This window comes from Neobacillus cucumis (genome assembly GCF_002860255.1).
Taxonomy (GTDB): Bacteria; Bacillota; Bacilli; order Bacillales; family Cytobacillaceae; genus Neobacillus; species Neobacillus cucumis_A.
In genome coordinates, this window is sequence record NZ_PGVE01000040.1 from 20970 (window position 1) to 47249 (window position 26280).

The following is a 26280-nucleotide window of genomic DNA, read 5'->3' on the forward strand; positions in this document are numbered from 1 at the left end:
ACCTGAACCTTCTGCATTTATCATTTATCAAACGTTTGATAGTAAATAAATATGCCAAGTTCACCATTATATACACACCAAATACAGGCAAACATAATAAAAGTTTTTATCGTGATAACAAGAAAAAGGGTGACAGGCACCACCCGTGGACTGTGTCCACGAGTGGTGCCTGTCACCCTTAAAAATATTTTCAACTTGCGAGTGGGAGTTTGATTTCAACCTTGGTTCCTACTTCTAGTTTGCTTGTGTAAGCAATGCTGCCTTGGTGTTGTTTCAGGATTTTGTGGCAGATCATGACGCCAAGGCCTGTTCCTTTTTCTTTTAAGCTGTAGAACGGCTCTCCTAAACGCGGAAGCAATTCCTCAGGAATACCAGAGCCTTGATCCTGCACGGAAATCACACATTCGTTTGCTCCCTCTTTCTCCAGTCTAATTTGGATATTACCGCCATTTGGCATCGCTTCAATAGCATTCTTTAATACATTTAAGAAAACCTGTTTTAATTGATTCTTTTCCCCTTTACTAACAAATGGACCGCCATCAACCAAAAGATCAAACTGAATATTGTTCATATTGGCTTGAGGATGAAGAAGCTCGACTGTTTTTTCTAGTAACTCCCCTAGATTCACATCATTTAGCTGTACGGCCTGCGGTTTTCCTAGAGACAGAAGTTCGCTCGTAATCGTTTCAATCCGCTCCAGTTCACTTAAAAGTATATCGTTATATTGAATAGAACTATTTTCTGCTTTATATAACTGCACAAAGCCTTTGATGGTCGTCAATGGATTTCGAATCTCATGTGCCACTCCTGCAGCCAACTCTCCGACGATCGACAGTTTTTCCGACTGCAAAAGAATTTCTTCTGACTTTTTCCGCTCCGATATATCCCTGCTAACAATGACAATGTTTTCTACGTTGTCTTCTTTCCCTGTTACAGGCATACACTTCGACTCAAATTCAATCCAATGTCCAGCCTTATGCCTAATTCGAATTTCCATCGAGTGTGACTCTTTATCTTCAAACATCCGATGAATCGCCTCTCGAAACATCAGGTCATCATCTGGATGAATCAATTGAAAACATCTATGCTTCATTAGTTCAGAGCATGGATAGCCTAATACATATTCATGGGAAGGAGAAAGGTAACTAATCGCATGTTCTTTATTCATTAATAGAATGAGATCAGAAGTGTTCTCTGCAATTAACCGGTATTTTGCTTCACTTGCTTCCACTAGCTTGTACGTATCCGATAACTTGCGATTTAACCGGTGGAGTTTTTCATAGGATTCAATGAGTAAAACACCAATCATTACACCCAGCAATACGAAAAGCAGGTATTGCAAATGAAATAATGGTTTATCTCGAAAAACATGAAATAGGATAGGGACCAAGATGACATAAATCAGAGTATACGCTGCGTAAAAAATAATACTTCTTTTTACATGGGTAAGTCGTTTGGTGAAGAAGTGAATAATTGTAAAAGTAATCATGATCAGCATCCAGCCAATAATCGCCGTAGTCCATTGACCACTTTCAAACAATCTCATCCCTAAGGAAAGTGACCCTGTTATCAATCCCGGCAGAGGACCAAAATAGACAAACGATAAAATGAGCGGGGCATAGCGAATATCATATGAATAGCCCTGCTGTTGAAAAGATAACTTTATCAGGACTATAGACACAATTCCCCCATAGATCCCCACCCAATATCGCAAATTCTTAATTGGCTTATGATGAATAAATGAACCGATTATTAGTGGTGCACTGACCATTACAGAAAAAATCGAGAGATTAATAATGTAGTCTAAAAGAACCAACGGACTCCCACCCAAACTTTGTCAAATTACGATATATTTCATATCTTAAACCAGAGTTAATTCTATTGCTATATGGAAAATATTATTTTTTTGTAGAAATTTTAACACAGGAAGAACTTTTAAAATAAGAACATTTATTTAATATCGTAGAGCTTACACTTCTCGTAAAACCTCGTTTTTCCTATTTCCAGCAGCCTTGCAGCTTCTTGCTTATTCCCACTAGTCACCGTCAGAGCCTTCAAAATCGCTTCCTTTTCCACTTGAGCCACTGCTTCTTTTAACGGAGTTATTTGAGAAGACATTTCCTCAACAGATTCTGCTTCACCCATTGCACTGGCAATCCCGTTAGAATTTTGCCCTTCTCGTAAATATAACGGCAGATGAAACACTTCAATGGTTTGCCCATCAAGGACATTAATGGCCCGCTCCAACACATTCTCCAGCTCACGAATATTCCCAGGCCACGAATGCTCCATCAGTCTTTGCTCCACCTCTTCGGACATTCCAATTCCCGTTCGAAAGAACTTTCGCTCCAGCTTTTTTAATAGACTCATAGAAATTAACTTAATGTCCCCTTTCCGTTTATTCAATGGGGGAATTTCAATTTTAATAACATTTAAACGGTAATATAAATCACGACGGAACTTTCCTTCCTCCACCATCTTTTCTAAATCACGGTGTGTAGCAGCAATGATACGGACATCGACAGGAATGGATTTTTGGCCCCCGACCCGCTGGACTTCTTTTTCCTGCAAAACTCGAAGCAGTTTACTTTGCATCGATAGCGGCATATCACCAATCTCATCTAGAAAAAGAGTACCGTTATGGGCTATTTCAAATTGTCCCTTTTTCCCTCCCTTTTTTGCACCAGTAAACGCGCCATCATCATACCCAAAAAGTTCTGATTCCAGGAGATGTTCAGGAATAGAAGCACAGTTGATGGCTACAAACGGCAAGGAGGAACGAAGGCTATGGTTATGTATGGCATGGGCAAACAATTCCTTACCTGTTCCTGATTCTCCTATTAAAAGAACAGATGAATTGCTGGCAGAAATTCGTTCAGCCAATTTTTTCGCAGCAAGAAAAGGCTGGCTGCTGCCAATTAAATCATGAAAATAGTATTTACTCTTTAACTCTTTTTCTACTTTTGTTTTATAATATTTTAACTCTTCCACTAAATGCTGAATCTTTGTTTTATACATCCGCCATTCCTCAGGACTGCGAAACATAACGGTTCCAAGTGCACCTACAAGTTCACCATCCACGATGAGCGGATATCGGTTGGCAATCATTTCACTGCCATTGATCGGATGCAGGGCCGCCAGCTCTTTTTGTCCAGTTTTAGCGACAATATGCATCCGAGTGTTTTCAATCACATCCTGAACAGGGCGATTGATGGCAACCTCAACCGTTGTCCCCAAAAACTCACAATAGGCTTCATTAATATATATAATTTTTCCTTCACGGTCAGTCACGACGATTCTTTCTGCTAATAGATTAATAATTTGTTCATGCCAGCCAGCTGGAATCGCTTCCATTCTACTGTTCATAGATTCACATCCTTACAATGTTGAATATATTTATTATAACAAAGGATTTTTGATGTTTTAACTAGCTAAGAATATTTACCATAAAAAAGAAAATCCTATCCGGATACCGAATAGGATTTTCTTTTTTATTATTGAGCTGTGTATCCGCCATCCAAAATAACCGCCTGCCCTGTGATCCCTCTTCCTTTATCACTTGCTAAAAAGACGGCATAATCCGCTATTTCCGTTACGGATAGTAGTCTTTTTTGTGGAACTAGCGGTAAGAGCACCTCATCAATGACACTATCTAAGCTGACATTTCTAGTGGCTGCAAGGTCAGCCAACTGGTTTCTAACCAGCGGTGTATCAACATATCCTGGACAAAGGGCGTTAACTGTTATTCCGCTGGTTGCACCTTCCAATGCCGCAACCTTTGTTAATCCGATAACCCCATGTTTTGCACTATTATAAGCAGCTTTTCCGGCAAAGCCAATCACTCCGTTGATCGACGCCATATTAATAATTCTTCCAAAGCCCTGTTCCTTCATCAATGGAAACACATTTTTAATACCGATGAACGGTGCGGTTAACATAATTTTTACTAACAGCTCAAATTTCTCCGTTGGAAACTCTTCAATTGGTGAAACATACTGCATTCCGGCATTGTTAATTAAAATATCAAGGCTGCCAAATGTATTATATGCCAGTTGAATACTATTTTTAAAAGCTTCCTCATTGGTGACATCACATGGAGCAGCTAAGGCTTCAAATCCTTGCTCTCTTAATTCTGCCGCCACCTGCTCACTTTTTTCTGCATTTAAATCGGAAATGACAACCTTTGCTCCTTCTAGGGCAAAAGTTTTGGCAATTTCTAAACCAATCCCGCTGGCTGAACCGGTAATAAAGGCTGTTTTTCCTAGTAATAACTTGCTCATTTATATGAACCTCCTAAATGTCTAGTAATCTCTCTTTTAAATAATTCCAAAAATAGTATAAAGAGCGATTACAAAGAATACCGCCACTGTTTTTATGATCGTTACAGCAAAAATATCCTTATATGATTGTTTGTGTGTTAAACCTGTTACAGCAAGAAGTGTAATCACCGCTCCGTTGTGTGGGAGGGTATCCATGCCGCCTGATGCCATGGCGACAACTCGGTGCATGACTTCCGGCGGAATATTGGCAGCGGCAATCGCTTGGTTATATTTATCGGCCATTGCCCCTAGCGCAATCCCCATTCCTCCGGAGGCTGAACCAGTCATACCCGCAAGTGTACTCGTTGTAACTGCCCCATTAACTAATGGATTTGTAAATGTATGAGAAATGCCGTCACTAATCTTTGCAAATCCAGGAAGTGCAGCAATGATTCCTCCGAATCCATACTCAGCTCCTGTATTCATCGTTGCTAGCAAAGATCCGCCAATCGCGGTGTTAAGGCCTTCTTTAAAGTTTTTCGTAACCCGTTTCCAATCATAGAGAAGAGATGAGATAATACCGACAACTAACGCCATAATAATAGCCCAAATAGCCGCCATAGCAGTTACGTCAACCGTGTAGGCCTTCAAGCCAATAGCTGAAAAATCAAATCCATTTGGATACCATTTTGGAATATACGTTATAAATAATTTATTCGTCACGCCGACAAGAATGAGTGGAACAAAGGCAAAAATTTGTCTTAGGGTGGATTGTTGTGATGTTAAGTCTGGCGCAGCAGCTTTATTTTCTTCTAATTTTTCAGCTGCAGCCGCGTTTTCAGCGCCAAATCCGTAATAGCCCTCACCAGCTTTTTCTGCTTTCCTTCTTCTAGATTCAAGATACAAGAGTCCTAGAACAAGAACAAAAATTGCTCCGATGATTCCTAGTGTAGGTGCCGCATAAATATCTGTTTTAAAAAAGTTAATTGGAATAACGTTTTGAATTTGAGGTGTACCTGGCAGGGCATCCATTGTAAAAGTAAAGGCACCAAGAGCAATCGTTCCTGGAATAAGTCTTTTCGGAATATTCGCTTGTCTAAACATCTGAGCTGCAAATGGATAAATCGCAAATACAGCTACGAATAAACTTACGCCGCTATACGTTAAAATCGCTCCTAATAAAACAATGGTCAGCATGGCACGTTTTGCCCCGAGTAAACGAACGATGGATTTGGCGATAGATTCGGCAATCCCAGACATTTCTACCACCTTGCCAAAAATCGCTCCTAATAGGAAAACGGCAAAGTAGGATTTAATGAAACCAACCATCTTTTCCATGAATACCCCTGAAAAAAACGGTAAAACATGGCTAGGATCCACTAGTAATACAGCAAGGAGTGCACATAATGGAGCAAATAAAATAACGGAAAATCCACGATAGGCTACAAAAATCAACAGCCCTAGCGCCAGTAAAATAACAAATAATTCCATTCAAATCCCCCTAAATTGTATTTGTAAGCTTTCATCGTTTACCTCTCCGCAAGGTAAGCGTTTCCATCAAAAAACTTACATATTTATTATTGCAAGAATTGTGCCAATTCTTTTTCTAAAAAATTAATTTAAATCAAGCCGGAATGATTCCGCTATTCCGGAAAACTGATTGTAAGCGTTTCCGCAAAAACGGAATTTTCCGTTTTTGCGGAATATTATTTAATCCTCTATTTCTATCACGGTTGCAATTCCTTGACCGCCGCCAATACAAAGAGCAGCAAGTCCATAGCGGGAATTTCTCCGTTTCATTTCGTGAAGCAAGGTGACTAACACGCGGGCACCACTAGCACCGATTGGATGGCCTAACGCGACCGCACCGCCATTCACATTCAATTTGTCTTTAGGAATTTCTAGGTCACGCAAAGCAGCCAATGATTGTGCTGCAAATGCTTCGTTTGCTTCAACCAAATCAATCTGCTCCATTGAAATTCCTGCCTTCGCTAATGCCTTTTTAGATGCCGGCACAGGACCAATTCCCATAATTTTTGGATCAACACCTGATGTCCCATTACCACGAATTACGGCCATAGGTGTAATGCCCAATTCTACGGCTTTTTCTTTGCTCATTAGCACTAAGGCTGCCGCACCGTCATTAATTCCGGAGGCATTGCCCGCAGTCACCGTTCCATTCTTTTTGAAGGCAGGCTTTAATGTTGCTAGTTTCTGAGCCGTAACTCCTGAACGGGGAAATTCATCTTTATCAAAAATAACGGGCTCTCCCCTGCGCTGTGGAATGACTACAGGAACGATTTCATCCTGAAATCTCCCTTCTTTGATGGCTGTTTCTGCCTTTTGCTGACTCCATGCCGCGAACTCATCTTGCTCTTCGCGGCTCAGTTCATACTGTTCTGCGATGTTTTCGGCAGTTACGCCCATATGATAGGAATTGATAGCACATTGCAAACCATCTTGAATCAGACTGTCGAGAATCTTTCCATCCCCCATGCGGAAGCCTGTGCGGCCCTCCATTAGCAAATAAGGTGCTAGACTCATATTTTCCATACCGCCAGCGACCACAATTTCTGCTTCCCCGGTTTGAATGGCCTGCGCTGCCAGGTGGACAGCTTTTAATCCAGAGCCGCATAGTTTGTTAATTGCCATAGAAGATACCTCAATCGGCAGACCTGCATTGAGCGCAGCTTGACGTGCAGGACCCTGTCCAAGACCTGCCTGTAAAACATTCCCCATTATGACTTCATCTACTTGCTCCCCAGTAATTCCGGCACGGTTTACTGCTTCCTTAATAACAATGGCACCTAACTCAGTTGCCGGTGTTTTACTTAAGGTCCCCATAAAACTGCCAATGGCTGTACGTACAGCACTTACTATAACTACATCACGCATGAATGATTCCTCCTATAACTGTTTTTTTCTTTCGAACCTCTTTAAATTTGGTAGATTATGAGATTATCAGCGGATTTTTAACGTTTATCAGCGTTTTTCCGCTTTTTATCGGCACTTTTCATAGCTTTATCAGCGGTTTTTAAATTTATCAGCACTTTTACCTATTAAGCTGTTATCTTATTGCCGTGCCGACTATAAAAGAAGCTTCTGTTCTATCCCTAACTGTTTCTAAGTCGACTCCCTCTTGAAGTTCTTCTAATACTAATCCTTCCTTTGTCACACGAAAAACGGCTAATTCAGTTACAATCAAGTCGACTACCTCTTTACCGGTCAGCGGCAAGCGGCATTGCTCGAGAATTTTAGACGAACCATTCTTTGCCGTATGCTCCATTGCGACAATTACTTTTTTCGCACCTGTTACGAGGTCCATCGCGCCGCCCATTCCAGGAACCATTTTTCCTGGAACCATCCAATTGGCAAGATTACCTTTCTCGTCTACCTCAAGCCCGCCGAGAACCGTAACATCGACGTGCCCTCCACGGATTAACTCGAAAGAAAATAGACTGTCAAAGAAGGCACCTCCACAGATAATCCCAGCAGGCTGTCCGCCGGCGTTAACCAAATCCGGGTCAATCTCCCCATCTAATGGCCCCAGGCCTACATAGCCATTTTCAGATTGCAAAATGACATTAACATCCTCAGGTAAGTAGTTTGGCACCATGGTTGGCAGACCAATCCCAAGATTAACGACATCTCCATCCTTTAATTCCTTAGCTACGCGGGCAGCAATGATTTGCTTTGGATTGACAAGTGTACTATTCATTATTAGCAGCCTCCTTGAACGTAAATTTTATCGATAAGGATTCCAGGTGTCATTACTTCATCCGGATCAATCTCTCCCACTTCTACGAGCTGCTCGACTTGAACAATAACGGTATCAGCAGCCAAGGCCATCAAGGGATTAAAGTTTCTCGCAGAGCGGTGATAGATTAAATTTCCTGCTTTATCTGCTTTATAGGCTTTCAACAAAGCAACCTCCGCACGGAGTGGTTTTTCAAGCAGATATTCACGACCATCGACTATAATCTTTTCTTTTCCTTCTTCAACCACGGTTCCTACGCCAGTAGGAGTTAACACCCCTCCAAGGCCCGATCCGCCTGCACGTACACGTTCTGCCAAAGTCCCTTGTGGTATCAGTTCGACCTCCATTTCGCCAGCAATCATTTGCCGGCCTGTTTCAGGATTTGTTCCAATATGTGACGCAATCACTTTTTTCACTCGTTTATTAACAATTAGAGGACCTACACCCGCTTCTGCGAAAGCGGTATCATTTACAATCAGGGTTATATCCTTTACGTCGGCTTCAATCATCGCTGTAACAAGCTCCTGGGGTGTACCCACACCCATAAATCCTCCTGCCATTATCGTCATTCCATCTTTAAAAAGGGATGAGACCTCTTCCTTTGAAATTATTTTATTCACTTCAAAAGCACCTCCAGAAAAATTAACGTGAAGTAAATATTACTACGCCAAATTAATATGCAAGATTCATGCCAATAAAACGTAAGTGCCCGCTTAATCCAACCCGTTAACGGCTGACAAATAAAAAAGACCTTCCCACCATAGAGGTGAAAAAGTCTCTTTGAAAAGCAATTTTTATTCTGGATCTACCTTTGTATTAAACACTTGCTTACCATCTTTATATTCTAAAACAGTAGCTGATTTAATAGGATTGTGGTTTTTGTCAATTGTCACAACACCTGTAACAAGGGATAGGTCTTTCGTCTTTTCTAAAGCATCCTTAATCTTAGTAGCATCTGTGCTGCCTGCACGCTTAATCGCATCTGCTAAAAGATAAACCGTATCATAACCAAGGGCGTTGAAAGCATTCGGTGAATTGCCATCGCTCTTTGCTTTAAAAGCAGATACAAACGATTGAACCTTTTTGTCTTGGTCATCAGAAGAATAGTGGTTTGTAATATATGTGTTATTTAATGCATCTTTACCAGCTAAATCAACTAACTTTGGTGAATCCCAGCCATCAGCACCCATTAATGGAGCGGTGATTCCTAATTCACGGGCTTGCTTAACAATTAATCCAACTTCTTCATAGTATCCAGGGATAAAGATGAACTCAGGATTCTTGGACTTGATACGTGTTAAAGTTGCACGGAAATCTGTATCCTTCGCAACATACGCTTCTTCGGAAACAACCTTACCGCCTGATTTTTCAAAAGTCTCCTTAAATGAAGCGGCCAAACCTTTGGCATAGTCGCTTGCACTGTCAGCAAAGATTGCCACGTTTTTAACCTTTAATTCTTTAGCTGCAAAGTTCGCTGCCACTGTACCTTGGAATGGGTCAATAAAAGATGTACGGAATACATATGGATTTAATTTCCCTTTATCAGTAACAGTTACGTTAGGAGCTGTACCTGATGGAGTCAGCAAAATAGTTTTATTGCTGTTAGCAATTTCAGCTTGAGCAACTGTGTCACCACTCGTTGCAGCACCAATAATAGCTGTTACTTTATCTTGGCTTGTTAACTTGATCGCACCATTCGTAGCTTCCGCTGCTTCTGATTTATTATCTACTTCAACAAGCTCGATCTTCTTACCGTCGACTCCGCCCTTTTTATTAATTTCATCTACTGCAAGCTTAACACCTGAACCGATAGACTCTCCATAGGACGCAACTCCGCCAGAAAGTTCTAAGTTCACGCCGACTTTAATTGTATCTCCACCGCCGTTCGAGCTATCCTTTGCTCCCGAACATCCAGCTAATACGCCAGCCAATAACGTTGAAGCCATAAACATTTTAGCAAAATTCTTCTTCCTCATGTTGATCTCCCTTTTCTATTTATCTGATTTTTCTGACATAAACAACCGTAAATTAGTAGTTTCGTTGAAAGGTATATTTGTCGGTTATTTAATTGATATTTAGTATTGTAATACAATTAATTTCATTCGTCTAGTATATTATTTGTTAATTTAAATATTTCTGAAATATATTCTTTTTTCTAACTCATCTTAGTAGTCGAAATTCAACCTGTTTAGCATTTATCTACATTCTTTACTTTTTTCTCCTATATTAAAGATATTCTATAATATCGAACTCTTAATATAACGAATAACAACAATAGCGGCGTTTTCACCCAAAAGATAACAAAAAAGACAGCTCTCCTATTTAGGAGGCTGCCTTTAGTTTTAGGTTTACTTTTTCTTAGCATGTTTACGCATATCGAAGGCTACTGCAACGATAATAATTAAGCCTTTTACTATGAATTGGATATACGGGCTTACACCTAGGAAAGCTAAACCGTAGTTGATAACTTGGAAAATTAAAACCCCAGTAACTACGCCTGGTACAGTTCCGATACCGCCTGATAGAGATACCCCACCGACTACGCAAGCTGCGATCGCATCGAGTTCGTACATGTTACCAGTGTTGTTTGTGGCACTGCCAACACGTCCTGCCTCTAGCGTACCAGTTAACCCATAAAGAAGACCCGCAATTGTGTAAATAATAATTAGATTTCTTGCAACGTTTACACCAGAAACCTTTGCCGCTTCCGGATTTCCACCGATGGCGTACATATTTTTGCCGAGCTGGGTTTTATTCCAAACAACCCAAATAATTACAGATACAATAATAGCGTATAGAATGAGATACGGAAATTCATAGTGGCCTAATTTAATCCCGCGTTGAGCAAAGGTGGTAAACTTTTCACTTAATCCTCCGATTGGCTGTGCCCCGTATGGAGGACGGTCAAAGTAGATCGAAGTAAGACCATAAACACCAATCATCATCCCTAATGTAGCAATGAACGGTGGAACATGAAGTTTAGATACAATTACACCATTTAATGCAGCAACAATACCAGTTGCCGCCATAGCTAATAAAATCGGAACAAAAAGCGGTAATTCAGGCAAGTGAGGATACATTTTATAGGCGTAATCCCCAGCCTGCAGCATAGATGCCGAAATGACGGCAGCAAGACCAACCATACGCCCTGCAGATAAGTCTGTTCCCGCTGTAATCAATATACCTGCAACTCCAAGAGCAATAATAATACGTGAGGATGCCTGACTTAGGATATTAATTAAGTTTGTCATTGATAAGAAGTCTGGGGATGCTACCACAATCCCAACAACTAACAATATTAATACTAAGTAAATGACATTATCAACAATCCATTTCGAAACATTTGATTTCGAGTTCCCTTTATCTTTAGAGCCCGTTTTTTTTATAGCTTGTGTACTCATTTTCAGTCGCCTCCTAATACAATGCGGCTAATCGCATAATTTCTTCTTGAGAAGTTGTCTTCGTATCAACAATCCCAGCAGCTTTTCCATTACTCATGACGAGAATCCGGTCTGTTGTACCTAATAGCTCCGGCATTTCAGAAGAGATCATGATAATCCCCTTACCCTCAGCTGCTAATTGGTTGATTAATTGGTAAATCTCGAATTTCGCGCCAACATCAATCCCTCGAGTCGGTTCATCAAGCAGTAAAATATCTGGCTTTGTTAAGAGCCAGCGGCCGATAATAACCTTTTGCTGGTTCCCGCCGGATAAACTGCCTATCGATGTTTTTTGGGATGGGGTTTTTACCTTCATTGAGTCAATAACCCACTGAGTATCTCCCGCTACTTTCTTATCGGATAGGAATCCGCTCTTCGTTTTATAATGTTTCATGTTTGAAATGATCGAATTAAAGCTGATACTTAGATCAGCAAAAATACCAGTGGACCGCCTCTCCTCCGTCACAAGCGCAAATCCATTTTTAATCGCATGCTGTGGAGAACCATTATTAACCACCTTGCCATTCAGCTCAATTGTTCCAGATTTTATTCCCCTAATACCAAAAATCGCTTCGACAACCTCAGTCCGCTTTGAACCTACTAAACCGGCGATCCCGAGTATTTCACCCTTTTTCAACTCAAAGCTTACGTTTGAAAAAGATGGCTGTGTTTCTGCCGTTAGATCGGTCACCTTCAAGATAACTTCTCCTGGCTTGTTTTCCTTTTCTGGGAAACGCTGTGATAAATCACGGCCTACCATTAACTTAATAATTTCATCTGTTGTCAGGTCCTTTGCACTTCTGGTTGCAATGTACTGGCCGTCACGCATGATGGTTACTTCATCTGAGATTTTCAGGATTTCTTCCATCTTGTGAGAGATGTAGATGATTGCCACATTTTCACTTTGAAGTCTCTTAATAATTCTAAACAAATGATTTACTTCAGTTTCCGTTAAAGAGGATGTTGGCTCATCCATTACAATTATTTTTGAATGATAAGAGACTGCCTTGGCAATTTCGACCATTTGCATTTCCGAAACCGATAATGAACTAACCTTGCTTCGCGGGTCAATATTAATATCTAAGCTTTTAAAAATAGCCGCCGTATCTTCGTACATTTTCTTTTCATCTACGAAGATACCTTTTTTCGGATAACGGCCGAGCCAAATATTATCCATTACATTTTGCTGGCGTACCTGGTTTAGTTCCTGATGCACCATAGAAACACCATTCTCTAAAGCTTGTTTTGAGTTAGCAAATGAAACTTCGCTTCCATTAAAAAGAATTTTGCCTTCTTCCATGGAATAAATACCGAATAAGCATTTCATTAATGTTGATTTCCCTGCGCCGTTTTCACCCATTAGGGCATGTACCGAACCCGGCTTCACTCTCAAGGTAACATTATCTAAAGCGAGGACCCCAGGGAATCTTTTGGTGATATTTTGCATTTCTAATAGATAGGTAGTACTAGATCCTGTCATAAGTGAACCTCCTTACTTAACCATTTAAAAATATGAGCGGACCCTAGTCCGCCTCATAACTATTGATAACAAGTTTCTTATTTTTATTTTGTACGGTGTCTTAGCTTTACAAATGTGTAAGCTTAATTCTCCGAACGAAGGAAAAGCATGATCTTTTCCTTCGTTCGAAGAGCGCCAATGGATGATGGGCTTCCCCTGGACAGGCGCTTTTCTCACTCTAATTCTTACTTATAAGCATCTTTACCAACTTGGATGTTGTCTTTTGTGATTTCAACGTAAGGTACACGAACAGCTTTCTTGTCATCAAGCTTCCATTCCGTTCCGTCTAATACGTCTTTGCCATTTGCTGCATTTGCTGCAAGGTCAACCGTTGCCTTACCTTGGTTCTTCGCATCATTCAGGATCGTACCAACCATTTTGCCTTTTTCAATCATTTCTAGTGCTTCAGGAATTGCGTCAACACCTACAACTGGGACAAACTTATCACCAGAGAAGTAGCCTGCTTTTTCAAGTGATGCAATCGCACCTAATGCCATACCATCATTATTAGCGATGACAAACTCAATCTTGTCGCTATACTTAGAAACCCAAGCATCCATCTTTTCAGTTGCTTTTGTTGCATCCCACATAGCTGTATCCATGGCTAATTGTTCTACTTGGATACCTTTAGACTTGATAGTGTCAACTGCGTATTTTGTACGAGCTTCTGCATCTGGATGTCCTGGCTCACCTTTTAATAATACGTATTGAAGCTTGCCATCGTGGTTTTTGTCCCACTTATCCTTATTAGCTTCCCAAGCCTTAGCGATTAATTCACCTTGAAGAACGCCTGATTCTGAAGAAGTTGTTCCAACATAGTAAGCTTTATCGTAGCCATTTAATACACTCTCATCTGGCTCTTTGTTAAAGAAAATAACAGGAATATCTTTAGCTTTTGCTTTATCTACAATTGTTTGTGCTGCTTTTGGATCTACTAGGTTAATAGCAAGTGATTTTGCCCCTTTAGCAATTAACGTATCCACTTGCTCAATTTGTTTTGCTTGGTCATTTTGTGAGTCGTTCAGCATTAAGTTAACCTTTCCTTTTGCTGAAGTTTCCATTGCCCGGCGTACGTAAGACATGAAGTTATCATCGAACTTATAAATCGTTGCTCCAACAGCTGGCAGCTTGCTGTCTTTGCCGCTTGCTGAATCTCCTGAGCCGCTTGTTGAGCTGCTGCAGCCTGTTGCTAATAAAATACTTGATGCAACCGTTAATGATAAAATCAAACCTTTTTTCTTCAAACTCATCAATCTCCCTTTTCTGTTTATTTAAGACTCTATTAAGCTGTTTTCTAAGAACTTAACTAAAGCCCTAATGTAAGCACTTGCAAATATAGTAGCATGATGATATCGGTTACAATAGAGGTGACCTATAGCACTTATTTGTGATTATCTAGATTATTTTGCAATCTTTGAAACATCAATGTAACAAACCTATATTTATTAAAAAACAAAAAAGACCAATCTCAAAATGAAATTGGCCCTTAACATAATCCTATTTTACTGTAGTCTTGCGAAACTCACTTGGCGATAGTCCTGTCAGCTTTTTAAACACCCTGCTGAAATAGTTCGGGTCTTTGTAACCGACCGAGTAACAGATTTCTTTCAAGCTTTTTCCAGGATCGAGCATTGCCTCTTTAGCCTTCTTGATTCGTATTTCCGTCAAGTAATCAATAAAGGTCATTCCAAAGCGGTCTTTAAATAACTTGCTAAAATAAAAGGGGCTTAGTTCCACGTAATCAGCTGCTGATTCCAATGTGATGGCATCCGCATAATGGGTTTCAATATAATCCTTTGCTTTTTGCAGCATGCCCTTCGCATGATTATTCCGCCACACCTGCACATGCTGCACAACTGCAAGCAAATGAGTCTTCCCTGCTTCAAGAAGGTGCCGAATATCGCCGGACTCATCGATGTTAGGGATTCGCTCATAGTTAATTCCTAAATCATGCAGCATGCGGGAAATAAGGATAAACAGCTCATCAAACGATTTTTTCACCAAAGATGCGGTAATATTATTGGCACTTAGCTTCGAGACAAACGAATCAAAGATAAACATTACCTGATTGACATCACCTTGCCTTACACTATCAAGCAGCTTTTTCTCCACCTCAATAATCTCAGAATCAGTCGGCACTTCAAACGCAGGTCCCCGCTTATTACAAAATAAATATTTACGGTTTGGCGTTTTTAATAGCTCCTCAAGCGCCACTATGGCTTCATGATAGGAACGATTCAGCTCATGAGCATGGTTATAAGGGTGCCCAATCCCAATTCTCATGTCTGCCCCAAAGTTTTCTTGTTTAAATGAACCAAACAGGTTTTCAATGATTGATTCCGCATTTGTTCTAAAATGATTTTTTTCCTCTAATTTTTTACAAAGGAATAAGACTGGAATTTGCCCATCCTTCATTGCTCCCACCATTATTTCATGCTTGACGGCAATGGATTTGAGCATATTCTTAATCCATCTATACCATTTTTCTTTTTGCGCTGAAGGTAATTCTTCCTTTGAAGATGATCTTAAAGTAAATAACATCGTATATCCGGATGTAATTTCGACCCCGAGCAGCTGGCTCCATTCTTCGAAAGTCATATCCTGCACCTGGTTCATTAGTAAGGAGGTTACCCATTCCTTTTGAGCAATCGAGACTGCACGGTCCAGGCTTTCCCTTAGGCTTTGCTGTTCCTCCATCTGCCTTCGTTCCACTTGAATTTCCTCTGAAACCCGCTGCAAACTTTCCAAAAGATCTTTTTTACTGCTCGGCTTGAGAATATATTCCTTGACCCCTTGCTGCATGACTTCCTTAGCGTATTCGAAGGTATTAAAGGCTGAAACCATAATAAAACGTATGCCCTGGTCAAACTTTCTAATCTCTTTGACAGCTTGAACACCGTCAATTCCCGGCATTTTTATATCCATAAAAATGATATCAGGCCGCTGTTCCTGAGCCATTTCAATTGCAATTCTCCCATTAGGTGCTTCCCCAATAACCTTTACATCTTCTTGAGAGCCTTTGATTATTTTTGCTACGGCTTTTCGCTCAAGGATCTCATCATCTGCTATAAGAACTTTCAACAAGTTCGCATCCCCCTCTTACCATGACTGGTATTTTCAGTCGAAAAATCGTTCCTTTGTTTAATTCTGATTCAATTTCCACCACATTCTTTTGCTGGTAAAAAAGCTGCAGCCTTTTAATTACGTTTTTCACTGCAATACCATTGGATTGAGCCTTTGTTTTCTCTAGTTCAACATTTTCTTCTGTTTCCAGCCCATTTACATAATGAAGCAGTTTTTGCTTGGTCCGCTCGTCCATTCCCGCTCCATTATCAATTACTTCCACATTGACATAATCATTCAGCCGATAAATGTGAAGCTCGATCACACCATTTTCTTCATATTCTTCCACTCCATGTGTGAAGGCGTTTTCAATCAACGGCTGTAAGATAAGACTAGGAATTTCAATATCCAGATATTCTTCCTGAATATCCGTGATAAATTCAATGCGATCCCCAAATCTTGTTTTTTGGATAAAGAAATACTCTTTTACAATACTGACTTCATCTCTTAAGGTTGAGACTTTATCAAAATCACTTAGATTGTAGCGTAATAAAGCCGCAACTGCTTCAATTAGCCTTGATGTCTCTTCTGCTTCTTCTAAATAAGCCATCTTCGAAACCGTATTCAAAGTGTTGAATAAAAAGTGGGGGTTCATTTGGTTTTGTAAACTTCTTAACTCTAACTCTTTTAAAAGCTTATCGAGTTCACCCTGTTGTTTAATTTCGGTCACGAGAATTTTAAGGTTGCTGCGCATTTGATTAAAGGTTTCTGTAAGCAGTTTGAGTTCATCTTTAGTGGTGATTTTAATATCGTCACCGGATAGATTTCCTTTCGAAATTTCTTTGGCGGCCTTCGATAGTAAACTGATAGGTTTGGTAATCCCGCCTGATATCCAAAGGGCCAGCAAAGTGCTTAGAAAAAAAGCAGCTGCAAATAATGAAAAAGACAAGAGTTTATAATAATGATTTTGCTGCTCCATTTGGTCATAGAACTTTTGATATTCTGTTAATTTATTATTTAATAAGGCCAGTGTACTTTCCTGGATAAACGAGTTAATTTTCAAAACTTCATTAAAATGGTTGGAATATTGGTTAATCTGATCCTGCTGGAATGCCCCAATCGTGGCATCTCCCTCATCTAAAAAGCTATCAATCATATTTTTGTAATTTGTTAGTGTGACATCATTAGTGTTCATTACTTTAATCAATCTTTTTTGATCCTTAATCAACTTCAACTTTTCACTGCGATAGTCCTGAAGATACGATTTTTCTTTATCTAAAATGTATCCATGCAGCTTTTCTGTCAGGAAATTGCTTCTCTGCGAGATGTCATTAAGCAAAAGAAATCGTTCAAAGCTTTCATCGTATTCTGAAACAAGCTTTTCACTTCGGTCATAAAAAAACATTCCGACTGAGGTTAGTAATACAACTAGAACGATAAAGTAAAGTAATAATTTTGATCTGATCCGAAATAGCATCATTTATCGACCGCCTTTCGGTCCTGATTACTCACAGGCAAATCCGATTTTCTGATGATTTTTGTATCAGTATGAACAATGGTCGGAACTTTATTTCCTTTGAGCAGATCAATCATCATTTTAACGGCACCATAACCCATTTGATATGGTTCCTGCACAACCGTCGCATGGATCGTGCCTTCCCGGATAAAACCAAGTGTTTCCGGAAGTGTATCAAAGCCTATGATATATATTTGTTTTTGTTTATGATATTTTGTGACAACATGAGCAATTTCAATTCCATCTAGGGCACTTGTCCCAAAAAAAGCAGTAACCTCCGGATGCTCTTGAAGAATGTGATTTGCTTTCTCAGCCGCCTTTACTCTGCTAATCTCGGATTCTTCTACTGCGATGATGTTGATCCTTTTCTCTCGCTTCACCGCGTCTTCAAATCCCTTGACCCGCTGCTGCATATGGTTTGCATAAAAACTACCCGTGATAATAGCAACGTTTACTTTTCCAAATGTATCCGCTATCAAAGCTTTGCCTGCTAAATAACCCGCATAATAATTATCGGTTCCAATATAGGCCAGCCTTCTGCTATTAGCGGCATCGGTATCAACGGTGACAACAGGAATCCCACTGGAAACAACCCGATTGATAAGTGGTGTGAATTGCTCATCACTCAATCCTTGAGTCATAATTCCGTCTACTTTAGATGCCGCTGACATTTCAATCGTTTTCACATGATCATCAATGTTTGCCTGCTTCGGACCTGCATATTCCAGCAGCACACCATACTTTTTCGCAGCATCCTTTGCACCTTTTTCTACGAGTTTCCAATATTCGTTGTCCATCTCTTCTGGAACAAGTACAAAATGATAGTTATACTTTTCTACTGTTTTTTGCTCTTTGGGTAAATCATGAGTAATCACCTTGTATCCATAGTATATGGAAAATGAGCAGCTGATTAAAAATAACAAACTACCAACTGAATACGAAATAGTGGAAAACTTGCTCATATAACAACTCCGATCCCTCAGCATAGTTAAAACCTATTATACGTAACTTTCCAAAAATCAACAATCACATTTAACTGGGAGTATGCTTTTAGCTTATACTGTTAAATCATGCTGCATGGAACTAAGAAAAAACCAGCCATCACTCTATAATGATAACTGGTTAGATATACTTTTGTATTTTATTTTGTAAGTCTCTCAAATTCAACTTTTGGTGCCAATGCCTCGTTCACTTTTTCAACGATCATATCTTGATCAACTGTAAATGTTGCCGTTTCTTTAATATCTTCTGAAGACGCTCCAACCTTTACTGTATATGTGCCTTTTTCAAGGACCCATGCATTTTTCTCCTCATCGAAGGAGGTGAGGTCTTTGGCATTAAGATCAAATTGAAGAAGCTCTCTCTGATGAGGCTTAAGTTCCTTTGTTTTTCCAAAGGCTTTAAGTTCAATAGCAGGTTTCTCAAGCTTGCCATCTGGGGAGGAAATATAGACTTGGACAACCTCTCTTCCTGCAAGATCGCCAGTATTTTCAACCATAGCAGATACTTTAAGCTTGTCTTTAAATTTTTTGCCTTCGCTAATATTTAAATGATTAATATCGAAGCTTGTATAGGACAATCCATACCCGAATTCATAAGCAGGCTTTACATTAAACGTGGTATTGTATCGGTAACCGACATATATGTCTTCGTTATAGACTACCTGCGTTGGGTTATCAACAGGTGTACCTGGGAAGCTATTGGCTGATGCCACATCACTGTATTTTTCCGGGAAGGTAGTCGCTAATTTTCCGGACGGATTGACTTTACCGGAAATAACATCAGCAACCGCATAACCTGCTTCTTGACCTGGCTGCCATGCTAACAAAATGGAGTCGACCTTATCCCGCCAGCTCGCTACTTCGATCGGTCCGCCAATATTCAAAATAACAGCTACTTTTTTGCCCTGCTTGTGGTATTCTGCTGATACCTTCGAAATCATAGCTTCTTCTGCATCACTTAATAAATAATCCCCTTTTACCACTTTACGGTCTGCACCTTCACCTGAATTTCGGCCAATGACAATGACACCGATATCTGAATCTTTAGATGCAGAAGCAATTTCGTTATCTGTTAGAGGCTTTTCAGGAATAGCAGGAATGAACTTACCAAAATCTTCACCCCACGAGCTTGGCTTAATCTTATATTGGTCTTGCGAGCGCAGATCATCGATATATGTTTTATATTTATCGAATTCAGTTTGGTTTAACTCGTATCCCGCACTCTTTAGACCATCTGAAATCGAAGTAGTGTATGCGGCATTAACATCTCCGCTTCCTGTTCCTCCCTTAACCGTTTCAATTTGGGTATTGCCAAATAACGTAATCTTCTGATCCTTGCTGATTGGTAAAGGCATTTTATCGTTCTTTAAAAGAACCATCCCTTCAGCAGCCGCTTTACGGGCGGTTATCGCGTGAGCAGCTAAATCAGGCTTGTCTGAGTTTTGGTACTTCTTGAACTCAGGTGTTTGGATAAGAACCTGGAGAATGTTCTTAATATTGCGGTCTAGCACTTTTTCGTCTAATTTTCCACTTTCAACACTGGTTTTAATTAAACTAGACTGGGTTGTGTTTCCAGGCATAATCATGTCATTTTGCGCTTTCATTTGTTCAACAGGATCATTCCCTCCAAACCAGTCAGTCATCACAAATCCGTTGTAGCCCCAATCTTTACGCAATACAGTTGTTAAAAGGTCTGCGCTTTGGGATGCATATATTCCATTTATTTTGTTATAGGAACTCATAACTGCCCATGGATGGGATTCCTCGACAGCGATTTCAAAACCTTTCAGATAAATTTCTCTTAATGCGCGTTCTGAAACGACAGTATCAATGCTCATTCTATTCGTTTCCTGATTATTCGCTGCAAAGTGCTTAATCGTTGCACCAACACCGTTGGATTGAACCCCATTTACCATCGCTGCAGCCATTTTTCCTGCAATTAACGGATCCTCTGAATAGTATTCAAAGTTACGGCCGTTTAAAGGATTGCGGTGGATATTCAGTGCAGGTGCTAATAACATATCGACACCATATTCTTTTACTTCATTCCCTTGGGCCTTTCCAACAGCTTCTACAGTTGCTGTATCCCAAGTAGATGCAAGTGAGGTTGCAATAGGAAATGCTGTCGCATAATAGGTTTGGGTTTGTCCTGGTCTTGTCGGTCTGATTCTAAGGCCTGCCGGGCCATCTGCAAAACGCAGTTCAGGGATTCCTAATCTAGGAATTCCATAAGTACCACCTACAGCACCAACTACTTCAAAGGGAGGATTTCCTCCAAATCCGGGCATCCCTACCCCAACTACAAATTTAGCTTTTTCCTCAAGGGTCATTGCTTGAATAACCCTGTCAATGGACGCTGCGTCTGTTAAGTAAGGCGAGGATGTCTGTACGGTAGAAGTTTGGTTTTCTTGAACAGCTGATGAATTTGGGCTCTGAGCAGATGCCATGTCAAATGTGAGGCCTGAGAGAAGTAAGGTAGATGAAAGAGTAAAGGCTAGTACATTTGCTTTCTTCTTCTTCTTTAATTTTTTTAACATGTAAATCCCCTTGTTTTTTGAATATTCACACATAAAAGCGCTTCCACTGAAGTTTAACCCAATTAACGAATCAAAAATTGATGAATTTTCTGGATTATTTTGCTAAAATCTTCACTATTTTGTTTTTAGCAAATGGGTCAGAAGGTTGTAGTCCTAAAACTTCTCCCTATACCTGAAGCCATGTCGGAAAATGTCTAAGAAACATGACCAATTACTCTTGTTTTTTCATTTAATTTCTGAATTTTCTGACTAAAGCAAATTAATCTAGTAAATCGCAATTTAATGCTATTACTTGTAACTTACCGAATTACACATGGACATGTTACCCTCTCTAATGTAAGGGGTTTCAAAGATAAGAAAGGGGTTATTTATGTGAAGAGTTATTACAAGGTTCTAAGTACATCCATGTTTAGTCTAATGCTGCTATCAACAAATTATTCAGGGGTAATGGCTGAGGAACTGCCTGCCTCTTCAGTCCCTACAGCTACGGTAACAGCAGACAATAGCAGCGGACAAACTGTTGCTTCAGTGGAACAAACACCTATATTAGTAGACCAAGCTTCCATTCCGGCAGTAATTCAAGCCATGACGCTGGATGAAAAGATTAATTTAATTGGAGGAGCTGGAGCGGCAGTTTCAGGGGCTGCTGGCGGTACATTCGCAATTCCGCGACTTGGTATTCCAAAACTTACTTTTGCAGATGGTCCGGCCGGACTCCGTTTTGGATCCACAGCTAATAAATCTACAACCGGCTTCCCAATTCCAACTGCTCTTTCTTCAAGCTTCAATAAAGATCTCATGTATAATGTGGCCTCAGCGATGGGAAAAGAAACACTTGATTATGGTGTAGATGTTATTTTAGGTCCTGCTTTGAATATACATCGGGATCCTCGCGGCGGACGAAACTTTGAATATTACTCAGAAGACCCGCTGCTGAGCGGTGAGATGGCCGCTCAGTTTACAAAAGGTGTTCAAGACCAAGGCGTCGGCGTCAGCATGAAGCATTTTGCCGCCAATAATCAGGAAACCAACAGACAGTCAGTAAATGAAATCATATCAGAACGTGCCTTAAGAGAAATTTATTTAGCTGGCTTCGAGCGGGTCGTTAAAGAAGCTCAGCCATGGACAGTGATGAGCTCCTATAATTCAATTAATGGACCTTTCTCTGCTCACAATTCCTGGCTGTTAAATGATGTATTAAGAAGTGATTGGGGCTTTAATGGCATGGTGATGACTGACTGGGGCGGCTCCAAGAACAATGGGATTGCCATGTTAAAGGGCGGTAATGATCTGTCCATGCCAAGTTTAAATGCTGTCGGTAAAGCAGCTGTTAAAGCAGCAATTTTAGACGGCTCACTAAAAGAGGAAACACTTGATGAGGCAATTGAGAACATCCTTAACCTAGTGGTCAAGTCCCCTACCTTTAAAAAATTAAGTACGGTTGACAATTCGAAACTAAATGTTAGTACCGATCTTGCTGCTTCTGATGCACAGCTTTCACGTGAAGCCGCACCTGAAGGAATGGTTTTATTAAAAAATAATAATAAAGCGCTTCCTTTCGATAAAGGAGTGAAAAAAGTCGGGATTGTTGGTAACTCTTATACCATGCCAAGCTGTGGTTTTGGTACTCCTGCTTCTGCGTGTACTACAGATAATGCCGCTTCAAAAATGTTCTTGATGGGAACCGGAAGTGCCTATGTTACCCCAACACAAACCGTTCAGCTTCCAGAAGGTCTGAAAAATGGAGGATATTTACCTGTAAACACGAACGCCACAGGTTCTGAAATGAATGAAAATCTGACTGCTGACGATGCAGCATACATGGCACAGAATTCAGATATTGGTGTGATTGTGATTGCTAGAGGATCTGGCGAAGGGGCAGATGGAAATGCAACAACCTTTGAAGCGTCAGCAAAAGAATCAGATCTAATTGAAAAAGTTTCTGATGCCTATCACGCTGTTAACAAAAAGGTTGTCGTGGTCTTGAATGTTGGAGCTCCATTTAACACTGTTAGCTGGAGAGATAAAGTCGACTCTATATTACTATCTTGGCAGCCTGGAATGGAAGCTGGAAATGCGCTTACAGATGTTCTTTCTGGAAAAGCCTATCCATCTGGTAAACTTCCGGAAACTTTCCCAATTCGCTTAGAAGATGCGCCAAGCTATGCAAACTTCCCAAGCTCTGACGGTAATCCAAACTTAGTAAAATACGAAGAAGATATTTACGTTGGTTACCGCTATTATTCTACCTTTAAAGTTAAACCAGCTTACGAGTTTGGTTACGGACTCTCCTATACAATGTTTGATTATAGCGACTTTAAATTAAATAAGGATACCTTATCGAATAAAATCAAAGTCTCTTTTAAAGTAACTAACACCGGTACCAATGTTGGTAAAGAGGCACCGCAATTATATGTAAGTGCACCTGACGGCAAGTTAGAAAAACCGGCGATTGAGCTGAAAGCCTTCGGGAAAACTCGTGAGCTGAAGCCAGGTCAAAAAGAGACATTCAACTTCTTTATTGATCCAAAGGATATTGCTTCATTTGATGAATCTACTTCCTCTTGGATTGTAGAAAAAGGAACCTATCAATTCAAGATTGGAGCTTCTTCTTCTGATATCAGAGGGACACTGGATTTTAAAGTCGACAAAGATATCGTTGCGGAAGTAGACAATAACAATGGACCAGATGTGGAATTAGACCGGTTATCAAAGTTCAATCAGTAGAAACCCAAAAATACTTTATGGAGGTAATGTAACATGCTTAAAAAAATGAAAAAAAGGGCCATGTTGGCCACAATGGCTGTAGCCATGACTTTATCACTCAATACGAATGTTTTCGCTAAGCAAATCAATACACAGCCAACATCCTACCAAACCTTGACAGAGATTGAAGATTGGGGAGCAGCAACAACTAAAGTAATTGTCAATGTAGGCAAGCCAATCCCAAAGGACTCAATCACAACAGATACCTTTAAAGTCCATGTGGTAAGAAGCGATAAACGGTTAAAAACACCACTTCTAGAAGAAGGCGACCGCATCATTACTAAAGCATACGTATCAGATAAAGACGGCAATCCTGTTGTCCAAACAGGTAAATATGTAGTCTTAGAAATGAAAGTTGGTCCTGATGTATCCCTAGGTTCACCTCTTAACTATGATTGGGCAACTACTGGGTTTAATGATTGGATTGATATGAAATATACCATCACACAGCAAAAAGATATTGAAACAAGTGCAGGAGCGATTTCAGGATTAGTTGTCGACCAATTCGCAGGGGAAACAAGAGAACTGGTCGATGATTTTACAACCGGAAAAGCTTCCTATGAAAATGTTACATTATCCTACGCAGACTTCAGCCCAGCAACAGACAATCATAAAAACCCATTAATTATCTGGCTGCATGGCGCTGGAGAAGGGGGAATAGACCCAACCATTCCAATCTCTGCAAATAAAGCTGCCAACTTTGCATCCAAAGATATTCAATCTTATTTTGACGGTGCCTACGTTCTAGCACCACAGACTCCTACTTTTTGGATGGATGGCTTAAGTGGATTTGGTGATGGAACCTCAAAATATGAAAATGCCTTAATGTCCTTAATTAAGGATTATGTTGCTAATCACAAAGATATTGATACGAGTAGAATCTATATTGGCGGAGATTCGAACGGCGGGTACATGACCATGCTAATGGCACGTGACTATACAAACTTTTTTGCCGCTGCATTCCCAACGTGCGAAGCATTAAAGGACACGTTAATAACGGATGCACAAATTCAGAAATTAAAAGATCTTCCAATGTGGTTCATTGCTGCTAAAACTGATCCCGTCGTCATTCCAAATCTATACGTCGTTCCAACATATAATCGCTTAGTCCAAGCTGGAGCGGAAAATGTCCATTTATCATTATTTGAAAAAGTAGTAGATACTTCCGGACAGTACTACAATGCTGATAGCACCCCATTTGAATACAATGGACACTGGTCCTGGATTTATGTCTACAATAACAAGCCAACAGATATGATCAATGGCAAAACCACCACCATCATGGAATGGTTAGCAAATCAAAGCAACGCAAACATTAAGTAAATAGTGAAGATAGTGTAAATAGCGTAAATGGTGACAGGCACCATAAAAAGACAAATAGGCGGAGCTGTCCATCTGGGATGGACAGCTCCGCCTGCTACATTCATTAAAAGCTGCTGTTTCGAATGATAAGTTTAGTGGCAATAAAGATTTTTTTGGCTGTTTTTCTGCCTTCAATACGTTCCAAAAGGGTATCAACTGCTGTTTCTCCCATCAACTCTGTGTATACTTTCACAGTACTTAAGGTTGGAAAAACATATTTTGAGATACTAATATCATTGACTCCAATTATATTCACCCGCTCCGGAACTGAAACACCTTCTTCAAGCAGCGCACGTAAAGCCCCAACCGCAATGGAGTCATTGCCTGCAAAAAAAGCAGTCGGTAATTTATCACCATGATCGTGAATGGCTTGTTTCATTAAGGCATGACCATCTTCGGCTGAAAACTTTCCATTATATAGAAATCTTTCATCAAAAATCCCTTTTTCAGTTAAATAACGTTTAAAGGTTTCTTCTCTAGCATCTTCAATTGCCGCGGTCTTATCTTTAAATTCCTCTTTACCTCCGATGTAGCCAATCTGCTTATGACCCTTATCTATGAAATGATCGAGCACTTTTTTCGTTGCCTTTTCGAAATCGATGACAATGGAATCAAATTGCTCTTCATCCGGAGAGGTATCTACAAACACAAGATTCTTAGTAATCGACCGCAAGTCTTTTACTTGCTTGCGGCTAAACTTACCAATCGCAATTAGTCCTTGAACCTCATCATCTTCTTTTAATTCCTCATAGTTAGCCTGAAAATACTTAACAAGCTGGAGACCATGATGACGGCAGCGGTTTTCAACACCCAGCCGGATTGACATATAATATAAATCTTCAAGTTCTTCCTTTTCGGTATACCACTGAAGAACGGCAATCCTCCCGGTACCCTGCCTTCGAGCCGGCTTCTTCTTGTAAGAAAGTTCCTCTGCCGCCTCAAAAATCTTCTTCTTTGTTTCATCACTAACAGAAAGCGTCATGTCATAATTTAAGACACGAGAAACGGTCGCAATCGAAACACCCGCTAAATGAGCAATATCTTTAATTGTTGCCATAAA

The 26280-nt window shown here is 40.2% G+C and carries 18 protein-coding genes; 2 read left to right on the forward strand and 16 right to left on the reverse strand.

The features are described from left to right. Nucleotides 1-190: 190 nt before the first annotated feature. From CVD27_RS09370 to CVD27_RS09440, 15 genes are all read right to left on the reverse strand, one after another. Nucleotides 191-1816, reverse strand: a complete 1626-nt coding sequence (locus CVD27_RS09370) for an ATP-binding protein (protein WP_101647638.1) — start codon at nucleotides 1814-1816, stop codon at nucleotides 191-193. A gap of 134 nt (nucleotides 1817-1950) precedes the next feature. Beyond that, nucleotides 1951-3366 (reverse strand): sigma-54 interaction domain-containing protein, encoded by a 1416-nt coding sequence (locus CVD27_RS09375; protein WP_101647639.1) that lies wholly within the window; start codon nucleotides 3364-3366, stop codon nucleotides 1951-1953. A 128-nt stretch (nucleotides 3367-3494) separates the two neighbouring features. After that, on the reverse strand, nucleotides 3495-4280 hold the full coding sequence (locus CVD27_RS09380) for a 3-hydroxybutyrate dehydrogenase (protein ID WP_101647640.1): 786 nt from the start codon (nucleotides 4278-4280) through the stop codon (nucleotides 3495-3497). A gap of 36 nt (nucleotides 4281-4316) precedes the next feature. Continuing rightward, the gene (locus CVD27_RS09385) at nucleotides 4317-5750 is read right to left on the reverse strand and encodes a GntP family permease (RefSeq protein WP_101647641.1); all 1434 of its coding nucleotides are present in this window, start codon (nucleotides 5748-5750) and stop codon (nucleotides 4317-4319) included. Nucleotides 5751-5969: 219 nt separating this feature from the next. Beyond that, nucleotides 5970-7154, reverse strand: coding sequence for an acetyl-CoA C-acetyltransferase (locus CVD27_RS09390; protein WP_101647642.1), 1185 nt, complete (start codon nucleotides 7152-7154; stop codon nucleotides 5970-5972). Between the two features lie 172 nt (nucleotides 7155-7326). Next, nucleotides 7327-7977 (reverse strand): 3-oxoacid CoA-transferase subunit B, encoded by a 651-nt coding sequence (locus CVD27_RS09395; RefSeq protein ID WP_101647643.1) that lies wholly within the window; start codon nucleotides 7975-7977, stop codon nucleotides 7327-7329. Nucleotides 7978-7979: 2 nt separating this feature from the next. Then, on the reverse strand, nucleotides 7980-8636 hold the full coding sequence (gene atoD / locus CVD27_RS09400; protein ID WP_101647644.1) for an acetate CoA-transferase subunit alpha: 657 nt from the start codon (nucleotides 8634-8636) through the stop codon (nucleotides 7980-7982). 174 nt (nucleotides 8637-8810) lie between these two features. Further along, nucleotides 8811-9992 (reverse strand): ABC transporter substrate-binding protein, encoded by a 1182-nt coding sequence (locus tag CVD27_RS09405; protein WP_101647645.1) that lies wholly within the window; start codon nucleotides 9990-9992, stop codon nucleotides 8811-8813. A 372-nt stretch (nucleotides 9993-10364) separates the two neighbouring features. Next, nucleotides 10365-11417, reverse strand: a complete 1053-nt coding sequence (gene mglC / locus CVD27_RS09410) for a galactose/methyl galactoside ABC transporter permease MglC (RefSeq protein WP_101647646.1) — start codon at nucleotides 11415-11417, stop codon at nucleotides 10365-10367. A gap of 13 nt (nucleotides 11418-11430) precedes the next feature. Beyond that, nucleotides 11431-12936: a galactose/methyl galactoside ABC transporter ATP-binding protein MglA gene (gene mglA, locus CVD27_RS09415; RefSeq protein WP_101647647.1), complete on the reverse strand. Its 1506-nt coding sequence runs from the start codon at nucleotides 12934-12936 to the stop codon at nucleotides 11431-11433. Nucleotides 12937-13160: 224 nt separating this feature from the next. After that, nucleotides 13161-14225: a galactose/glucose ABC transporter substrate-binding protein MglB gene (gene mglB / locus CVD27_RS09420; RefSeq protein WP_180960211.1), complete on the reverse strand. Its 1065-nt coding sequence runs from the start codon at nucleotides 14223-14225 to the stop codon at nucleotides 13161-13163. 247 nt (nucleotides 14226-14472) lie between these two features. Next, complete coding sequence (locus CVD27_RS09425) at nucleotides 14473-16059, reverse strand: response regulator (RefSeq protein ID WP_101647649.1); 1587 nt, start codon at nucleotides 16057-16059, stop codon at nucleotides 14473-14475. Beyond that, nucleotides 16034-17518: a sensor histidine kinase gene (locus tag CVD27_RS09430; protein ID WP_257984310.1), complete on the reverse strand. Its 1485-nt coding sequence runs from the start codon at nucleotides 17516-17518 to the stop codon at nucleotides 16034-16036. The genes CVD27_RS09425 and CVD27_RS09430 overlap by 26 nt, the downstream gene beginning before the upstream one ends. After that, a complete protein-coding gene (locus CVD27_RS09435) occupies nucleotides 17515-18516 on the reverse strand; it encodes a sugar-binding protein (protein ID WP_101647650.1) in 1002 nt (333 codons plus the stop codon). Before CVD27_RS09435 ends, CVD27_RS09430 begins: the two co-directional genes overlap by 4 nt. Before the next feature lie 179 nt (nucleotides 18517-18695). Beyond that, entirely contained in the window at nucleotides 18696-21092 is a 2397-nt protein-coding gene (locus tag CVD27_RS09440; RefSeq protein WP_257984311.1) for a beta-glucosidase, read from the reverse strand. 372 nt (nucleotides 21093-21464) lie between these two features. On the opposite strand from CVD27_RS09440, the gene CVD27_RS09445 reads away from it, so the two are divergent. Beyond that, nucleotides 21465-23819 carry a glycoside hydrolase family 3 C-terminal domain-containing protein gene (locus CVD27_RS09445; RefSeq protein WP_257984312.1) on the forward strand — a complete coding sequence of 785 codons (2355 nt, stop codon included), beginning with the start codon at nucleotides 21465-21467 and terminating at the stop codon, nucleotides 23817-23819. Between the two features lie 33 nt (nucleotides 23820-23852). Further along, nucleotides 23853-25181 (forward strand): prolyl oligopeptidase family serine peptidase, encoded by a 1329-nt coding sequence (locus CVD27_RS09450; protein ID WP_101647651.1) that lies wholly within the window; start codon nucleotides 23853-23855, stop codon nucleotides 25179-25181. 103 nt (nucleotides 25182-25284) lie between these two features. Here the strand turns inward: CVD27_RS09450 and CVD27_RS09455 are convergent, their stop codons facing one another. After that, the gene (locus tag CVD27_RS09455; protein WP_101647652.1) at nucleotides 25285-26277 is read right to left on the reverse strand and encodes a LacI family DNA-binding transcriptional regulator; all 993 of its coding nucleotides are present in this window, start codon (nucleotides 26275-26277) and stop codon (nucleotides 25285-25287) included. Nucleotides 26278-26280 lie beyond the last annotated feature (3 nt).

Excerpts from the sequence above, each read along its gene's own strand:
- CVD27_RS09440 (WP_257984311.1), bottom strand. The coding sequence starts at position 21,092 with ATGTTAAAAAAATTAAAGAAGAAGAAGAAAGCAAATGTACTAGCCTTT.
- mglA (WP_101647647.1), bottom strand. The coding sequence starts at position 12,936 with ATGACAGGATCTAGTACTACCTATCTATTAGAAATGCAAAATATCACC.
- CVD27_RS09385 (WP_101647641.1), bottom strand. The coding sequence starts at position 5,750 with ATGGAATTATTTGTTATTTTACTGGCGCTAGGGCTGTTGATTTTTGTA.
- CVD27_RS09435 (WP_101647650.1), bottom strand. The coding sequence starts at position 18,516 with ATGAGCAAGTTTTCCACTATTTCGTATTCAGTTGGTAGTTTGTTATTT.
- mglC (WP_101647646.1), bottom strand. The coding sequence starts at position 11,417 with ATGAGTACACAAGCTATAAAAAAAACGGGCTCTAAAGATAAAGGGAAC.
- CVD27_RS09390 (WP_101647642.1), bottom strand. The coding sequence starts at position 7,154 with ATGCGTGATGTAGTTATAGTAAGTGCTGTACGTACAGCCATTGGCAGT.
- CVD27_RS09405 (WP_101647645.1), bottom strand. The coding sequence starts at position 9,992 with ATGAGGAAGAAGAATTTTGCTAAAATGTTTATGGCTTCAACGTTATTG.
- CVD27_RS09430 (WP_257984310.1), bottom strand. The coding sequence starts at position 17,518 with ATGATGCTATTTCGGATCAGATCAAAATTATTACTTTACTTTATCGTT.
- CVD27_RS09380 (WP_101647640.1), bottom strand. The coding sequence starts at position 4,280 with ATGAGCAAGTTATTACTAGGAAAAACAGCCTTTATTACCGGTTCAGCC.
- CVD27_RS09395 (WP_101647643.1), bottom strand. The coding sequence starts at position 7,977 with ATGAATAGTACACTTGTCAATCCAAAGCAAATCATTGCTGCCCGCGTA.
- CVD27_RS09450 (WP_101647651.1), top strand. The coding sequence starts at position 23,853 with ATGCTTAAAAAAATGAAAAAAAGGGCCATGTTGGCCACAATGGCTGTA.
- CVD27_RS09375 (WP_101647639.1), bottom strand. The coding sequence starts at position 3,366 with ATGAACAGTAGAATGGAAGCGATTCCAGCTGGCTGGCATGAACAAATT.
- mglB (WP_180960211.1), bottom strand. The coding sequence starts at position 14,225 with ATGAGTTTGAAGAAAAAAGGTTTGATTTTATCATTAACGGTTGCATCA.
- CVD27_RS09455 (WP_101647652.1), bottom strand. The coding sequence starts at position 26,277 with ATGGCAACAATTAAAGATATTGCTCATTTAGCGGGTGTTTCGATTGCG.